Here is a 6,565-nt window from a genome sequence, read left to right as displayed (position 1 = left end):
TTCGGTCCAGCCTGGGTTCATGTCGCCCTCCTGCGGAGAAGTCGGATTCAATATCTTGTGCCGGAGTCCGAATTTCGGCCCCTCATCACGCCTCTAATCGTAAATCACCCCTTAAAACACGCAATATGTGGGAATTCACCTGTCCACAGAAACTACATCTAGTATGGTTAATGTCCCGATTTGACTCAACTTCCTGGATGTCATCCACAGGGGCTGCGCCTTGCGAAACCGGCCTGGCTGTCGCATCTGAGGCGGCATGACGCACCTGACCGCTGGTTCCGACGCCTCTTCCGCCGCGCCTCACGGCCTGCCGCAACCCCGTCGCTATGACGGGATCAACTGGGTGGGGCTGCGCACCCTCTACCTGAAGGAGGTCCGCCGCTTCTGGAAGGTGGGCGCCCAGACGGTGGCGGCGCCGGTGGTGACGACCCTGCTCTACATGATGGTCTTCGTGGTGGCCCTGAAGGACGCGCGGCCGCCGCTGCACGGCACGCCCTTCGCCGAATTCGTGGCGCCGGGCCTGATCATGATGGCCATCCTGCAGAACGCCTTCGCCAACGCTTCGTCTAGCCTGATCCAGGCCAAGATCATGGGCACGGCCACCGACTTCCTGACCCCGCCGCTCAGCCCGCTGGAGCTGACCGTCGGCTTTACCCTGGGCGCGGCGACGCGCGGGGTGGCGGTCGGCCTGGTGACGGCGATCTGCGTCATGCCCTTCGCCAAGCTGGGCCTGGCCAACATCGCCCTGATCGTCTGGTTCGGCCTGATCGCCTCCCTGCTGATGGGCATGGTCGGGGTGCTGGCGGGCCTGTGGTCCGAGAAGTTCGACCATCTGTCGGCGGTGCAGAACTTCGTGGTCATGCCGATGACCTTTCTGTCAGGCACCTTCTACCTGATCGACAGCCTGCCTGAGCCCTTCGCCAGCATCAGCAGGTTTAACCCCTTCTTCTATCTGATCGACGGGTTCCGGGCGGGCTTCATCGGTCATGCCGAGGGCAGCCTGATGGTCGGCGTGGTCATGAGCGCGGTGCTGACCGTGGTCATGGGCGCAGCCTGCTGGCTGGTGTTCCGTTCGGGCTGGCGGCTGAAGAGCTGAGTTCAGATGCGGTCGCATCTGAACCGATTTCGCTTTAAGCAAGGCGTCGAGCGCGGGGCGAGGGGCCTCGCGAAAGGGGCCTCGCCATGTCGTTTCATCTTCGCCTGAAGGCCGCTGTCAGCGGCGCCTGCTTGGCCGCCGTCTGCCTGACGGCCGCGCCGTCGCTCGCTCAGGATCGCGCGGCCGATCTGCGCGAACAGGTCGGCGCCTACGCCAAGCCATCCAACGCCGAGCGCCTGGAGGTGCTGCTGGGCCAGCTGCGGGCCGAGGGTTTCGCCCCGACGGTCGAGACCTTCGAGGGCGGCGGCCGCGCCGGTCCGATGCAGGGCTCCAACGTCGTCGTCACCCTCGGCGAGGGCGAGAAGGAGATCCTGCTGACCGCCCACTATGACGCGGTGAAGCTGCGCGACGGGACGATGGCGGACGGTCTGGTCGACAACGCCGGCTCGGTGGTCGCCCTGATCGAGGCGGCCAAGATCCTGCGCGAGGCGCCGCTGTCGCACCGTATCCGCATCATCTTCTTCGACCAGGAGGAGCTGGGCCTGATCGGCGCCAGGAAGTGGATCGAAGCGCATGGGATCGCCAATGTCGCGGCCGTGGTGAACTCGGACGTCGCCGCCTATGGCGACACCATGATGTACGGCCAGAACAACGGGGCGCAGTCGGCCTTCGTTACCCGCGCGGTGCAGGAGCTGTGCGCCGAGCGCGCCCAGCAGTGCGTCGGCTTCCCCGAATATCCGCCGTCCGACGACCGGGCCTTCTCGGCAGCGGGCGCGCCGGTGGTCTCGCTCGGTTTTCAGGACGAGGTCGGCGCCCACCAGATGTGGCTGGCCTTCAACGGCGGCGAGACCAACGGCCTGGCCGAGGGCTTCGTCCCCCAGGTCTTCCGCGTCATCCACTCCAAGGACGACGTCATCGCGGCGGTCGAAGGCCACACCATCGACCTGGCGGGCCGGACCTATGCGGCCCTGATCCAGAAGCTGGATGCGCAACTGCGCTGAATTCGCGCCCCTCGCGGTGTTGACTAAGCGGAAATAGCGCCCGACAAGTTCGTCGCCCTTTTCCAAAGCGGTCCCGTCGCAGACGCGCCGGGACCGTCTCGCTTTATGGAGTCTGCCAAGTGTCCGGTCATCTGATGGGTGTCTACAATCGCGCGCCGCTGGAAGTGGAGCGCGGCCAGGGCGTCCGCCTCTGGTCCACCGACGGGACCGAGTATCTGGACTGCGTCTCGGGCATCTCGACCAACGCCCTGGGCCACGCTCACCCCAAGCTGGTGCAGGCGGTCAAGGACCAGGCCGAGAAACTGTGGCACGTCTCCAACATCTTCAAGATTCCGGGGCAGGACGCCCTGGCCGACTCCCTGTGCGAGAAGTCGTTCGCCGACGTCGTCTTCTTCACCAACTCGGGCACCGAGGCGATCGAGTGCGCCCTGAAGACGGCGCGCAAATTCCATGTCGCCAACGGCCAGCCGGAACGCATCGACATCTACGGCTTCGACGGCTCGTTCCACGGCCGCACCTACGGCGCCATCAACGCCGCCGCCAACCCCAGCTACACCGAGGGCTTCGGGCCCAAGATGGAAGGCTTCCATCAGCTGAAGTGGGGCGACAAGGCCGCCCTGACCGCCGCCTTCGAGAACCCGAACACGGCCGCCATCATCCTGGAGCCGGTGCAGGGCGAGGGCGGTTGCCGCGCCACGCCGGACGCCGATCTGCGCTGGATGCGCGAGATGGCCGACAAGTACGGCGTCCTGATCATCTTCGACGAAGTCCAGTGCGGCATGGGCCGGACCGGCAAGCTGTGGGCCCACGAATGGGCCGGCATGACGCCGGATATCATGGCTGTCGCCAAGGCCCTGGGCGGCGGCTTCCCCATCGGCGCCTGCCTGGCGACCGCCGAGGCGGCCAAGGGCATGACGGTCGGCGTGCACGGCTCGACCTTCGGCGGCAACCCGCTGGCCATGGCCGTCGGTCAGGCCGCCTTCGACGAAGTGTCGTCGGACGCCATCCTGGACAACGTCAATGAGGTCGCTGGCTACCTGACCCAGCAACTGCACGGTCTGGCCGAACGCTTCCCCGACGTGATCGTCGAGGTGCGCGGCAAGGGTCTGCTGCTGGGCGTCAAGCTGGTTCCGAACAACCGCGAGTTCATGGGCTGGGCCCGTGACGAGGCCAAGCTGCTGGTCGCTGGCGGCGGCGACAACCTGGTCCGCGTCCTGCCGCCGCTGAACATCACCCTCGACGAGGCCCGCGAGGCCATCGAGAAGTTCGAGAAGGCCTGCGAGTTCGCCCGCACCAAGATCGCGGGCTGACGCTGTTTCTCCCTCCCCGTCGTGGGGAGGGCGGCCGTGCCGTGAGGCGAGGCCGGGTGGGGACGCTTTCTTCTACCTCCAGACTTTCGCAGGGCCGCCCCCACCCGGTCCCTGCGGGACCACCCTCCCCATGAAGGGGAGGGAGAAGGCTTGGTCATGGTTCGTCACTTCCTCGACATCCACCGCCTGGACGCAGCTGATCTGCGCGCCATCCTGGACGACGCCCACGCCCGAAAACGCGCCCGAAAAGGCTGGCCCCAGGGCCGCGCCGACGCCGATGCGCCGGGCAAGGACCGCGTCCTGGCCATGATCTTCGAGAAGAACTCGACGCGCACCCGCTTCAGCTTCGACGCGGCCATCCGTCAACTGGGCGGCGACTCCATCATCGCCACCGCCTCGGACATGCAACTGGGCCGGGGCGAGCCGGTCGAGGACACGGCCCGTGTCCTGTCGCGCATGGTCGACGCCGTGATGATCCGCGCCAACGATCATGAGGACGTCGAGCGTTTCGCCCGCGTCTCGACCGTGCCGGTGGTCAACGGCCTGACCGACCGCAGTCACCCGTGCCAGATCCTGGCCGACTTGATGACGATCGAGGAGCATCGCGGCCCGATCGAGGGCAAGACGATCGCCTGGATCGGCGACGGCAACAACGTCTGCCACAGCTTCATGCACGCCGCGCCCAAGTTCGGCTTCCACCTGCACGTCGCCTGCCCGGCGGAATACCACCCCGACCTGCGCGATCTGGAAAAGGGCGGCGCCCACGTCCACCTGACCAGCGATCCGCGCGAGGCGGTCAAGGGTGCCGACGTCGTCGTCACCGACACCTGGGTGTCGATGGGCGACCAGGACTATGAGGCCCGCCTGGCGGCCTTCGAGCCCTACAGCGTCGACGAGGCCCTGATGGCCGAGGCGGCCGACGACGCCGTCTTCCTGCACTGCCTGCCCGCCCACCGCGGCGAAGAGGTGACGGACGCCGTCATCGACGGCCCGCAGTCGCTGATCTGGGCTGAGGCTGAGAACCGCCTGCACGCCCAGAAGGCGGTTTTGGCCTGGTGCTTCGAGGCCTTCTAGGTCGCCCTAACGCGCTTCGCTCTGCTTGAAGGCGGTTTAGAACGGTGCGGCGGACGGCAGCGGCCGCCCGCTCAGCTCCGCCATCAGGTGGATCAGCAGGAAGAAGACCAGGGCGGCGAACAGCAACATGATGAAGCGCCACGGCATCATGCGCGGGCCGCGCATGATGTCTGTCGGCCGCGACCCGCGCCATCCGGCGAAGACGGCGATGGCGATCGAGGCGACCAGCAGGATCAGGGTGAGCGTGGCGTCCATGACGGCGGCAGTTGGGGCGCCCAAGGCCGCGATGCAAGCGCCGTCGGCCGCCTAATCCCCAGCGTGGCCGTATTTCTTGATGCGCGGTTAATCTAAACGCGGCATTAACCATGCCGGGCGCATCAGCGGCCTGTCGGCTGCCGTCGGCGACTCGCGACGAGGCGCCACATCTAGCGGTTAACGACACGTTTACACGCTTTATCTGGAAGGATACCGTTCGCGCCATGGGTCGGGAGGCGAATCAGTGACCGCAGCGGCGCCGTGGAGCGTGAAGGGCATCGATCCCAAGGCGCGCGAGATCGCCAAGGATCTGGCGCGACGTTCGGGCATGACCCTGGGCGAGTGGCTGAACTCCATGATCATGGACGAGCCGGACGAGGACGACGGCGTCGCCACCCTGCCGCGCCGCTCGCCCATTCCTGATCCCTATGACCGCCGCAGCCGTTCGCGCCGCCTGGACGACGTCTATGGCGAGGAGGCGCATCGGCATGAAGGCCTGGGCCGCCATGAGAGCCTGGGCCGCATGGGCGCCTCCCTGGAAGTGATCGCCGAGCGTCTGGAGGCGGCGGAGCGCCGCTCGACTCTGGCCATTCAGGGCATCGACCAGGCCGTGGCCGGTCTGGTGCGCCGCCTCGAGAAACAGGATGAGGCCGAGACCGCCAAGGCTCGCCGCATCGACGACATCGCCGAAGAACTGCGCGAGGGCCATCGTCGCCTGCGCCGTCTGGAGCAGGACGCCGGGGCCGAGGCGCGCGAAGGGCTGGACAAGCTGGACGCGGCGCTGACCGCCGTCTCCACCCGCCTTTACGACATGGACGAGCGCCAGCGCGCGGGCGTCAGCGAGCTGCGCGACCGCATCGAGGCGGTCGAAAAGGCGGCCGGGCCGGGCGCCGGAACCTCCCTGCTGTCGCAGGTCGGCGTGCGTCTGGACGACGCCCAGTCGCGCACTTCTGAGGCGCTGAAGGGGTTGGAACGGTCGTTCGCCGCCCTGGATCTGCGGATGCGCGACGCCGAGCGCCGTATCGAGCCGGACCATGCGCGCGAAGCTTCGCGCTTCGAGAAGCTGGCCGAGAGCCTGACGCGCCAAGTCGAGTCCAGCCGCACCGAGATGATCCGTCGCCTCGACGCGGCCGAGACCGAAGGCCGGGTCGACCGCATCGAACGCGCCCTGGCCGCCATCGGCGAACAGGCGCGCGCCGCCGAGCAGCGCTCGGTCGCCGCCGTCGACGGCATGGGCCGCGAGATCATGCGGATCGCCCGCAACCTGAACGGTCGGGTCGAGACGGTCGAAGCCGGCGGCTCCGCGCCGTCCGACGCCCGCGTCGCGGCGCTGGAACAGAAGCTGGAGCGCGACCTGGCCCGCCACGCCGAGGCGGTGGATCAGCGCCTGACCCAGGCGGACGACCAGCACGCCTTGGCGCTGGAGCGGTTGGGCGGCGAGATCGCCCGCATCTCGGATCGTCTCAGCGAACGCATCGCCCAGTCCGAGCGTCGCTCGGCCCAGGCTCTGGACGACATCGGCCGCCGTCTGTCGGAAAGCACCGACAAGATGCATCAGCGCCACGAGAGCGCCTCGGGCGACCTGGCCGAGCGGATGCGTCAGAGCGAGGAGCGCACGGCGCGCCTGCTGGCCGACGCCCGCGACAGCATGGAGCAGCGCGGCGAGCGCGCCCCGCGTCGCGCCCCGCCGCTGGACAGCCCGGATCCCGCGCCCTGGACCCCGGCTGAAACCGCCAGCGGCGACTGGCGCGCGACCGCCTTCGCCGATCCGGTCGAGGACTGGACCGCCGAGCCTCTGACCCGCAATGCGGGCGACGCCCCGGCGACCG

Annotated in this window: 5 protein-coding genes and 1 pseudogene; 5 read left to right on the top strand and 1 reads right to left on the bottom strand. The window is 68.0% G+C overall.

Annotated elements, in window-relative coordinates; translation table 11 throughout:
- Positions 1-256 precede the first annotated feature (256 nt).
- From B2Y21_RS01830 to argF, 4 genes are all read left to right on the top strand, one after another.
- Positions 257-1,096: an ABC transporter permease gene (locus B2Y21_RS01830; protein WP_292056386.1), complete on the top strand. Its 840-nt coding sequence runs from the start codon at positions 257-259 to the stop codon at positions 1,094-1,096.
- Positions 1,097-1,182: 86 nt separating this feature from the next.
- Positions 1,183-2,097: a M20/M25/M40 family metallo-hydrolase gene (locus tag B2Y21_RS01825; protein ID WP_292056384.1), complete on the top strand. Its 915-nt coding sequence runs from the start codon at positions 1,183-1,185 to the stop codon at positions 2,095-2,097.
- A gap of 134 nt (positions 2,098-2,231) precedes the next feature.
- A complete protein-coding gene (locus tag B2Y21_RS01820) occupies positions 2,232-3,407 on the top strand; it encodes an aspartate aminotransferase family protein (protein ID WP_292056388.1) in 1,176 nt (391 codons plus the stop codon).
- Positions 3,408-3,563: 156 nt separating this feature from the next.
- Complete coding sequence (gene argF, locus B2Y21_RS01815; protein ID WP_409410783.1) at positions 3,564-4,481, top strand: ornithine carbamoyltransferase; 918 nt, start codon at positions 3,564-3,566, stop codon at positions 4,479-4,481.
- 36 nt (positions 4,482-4,517) lie between these two features.
- Here the strand turns inward: argF and B2Y21_RS01810 are convergent, their stop codons facing one another.
- Entirely contained in the window at positions 4,518-4,736 is a 219-nt protein-coding gene (locus tag B2Y21_RS01810; protein WP_200166278.1) for a hypothetical protein, read from the bottom strand.
- 244 nt (positions 4,737-4,980) lie between these two features.
- Between B2Y21_RS01810 and B2Y21_RS01805 the strand changes: the two are divergent.
- Positions 4,981-6,565: pseudogene (locus B2Y21_RS01805) on the top strand (hypothetical protein); the annotation flags it as partial.

Source organism: Brevundimonas sp. UBA5936 (assembly GCA_002430835.1).
Taxonomy (GTDB): Bacteria; Pseudomonadota; Alphaproteobacteria; order Caulobacterales; family Caulobacteraceae; genus Brevundimonas.
Note: the sequence above shows the minus strand (reverse complement) of the source record. Positions and strands in the feature narration are given on the sequence as shown.

Coding starts and splice junctions, on each gene's coding strand:
- B2Y21_RS01820 (WP_292056388.1), top strand. CDS start 2,232: ATGGGTGTCTACAATCGCGCGCCGCTGGAAGTGGAGCGCGGCCAGGGC.
- B2Y21_RS01830 (WP_292056386.1), top strand. CDS start 257: ATGACGCACCTGACCGCTGGTTCCGACGCCTCTTCCGCCGCGCCTCAC.
- B2Y21_RS01810 (WP_200166278.1), bottom strand. CDS start 4,736: ATGGACGCCACGCTCACCCTGATCCTGCTGGTCGCCTCGATCGCCATC.
- B2Y21_RS01825 (WP_292056384.1), top strand. CDS start 1,183: ATGTCGTTTCATCTTCGCCTGAAGGCCGCTGTCAGCGGCGCCTGCTTG.
- argF (WP_409410783.1), top strand. CDS start 3,564: ATGGTTCGTCACTTCCTCGACATCCACCGCCTGGACGCAGCTGATCTG.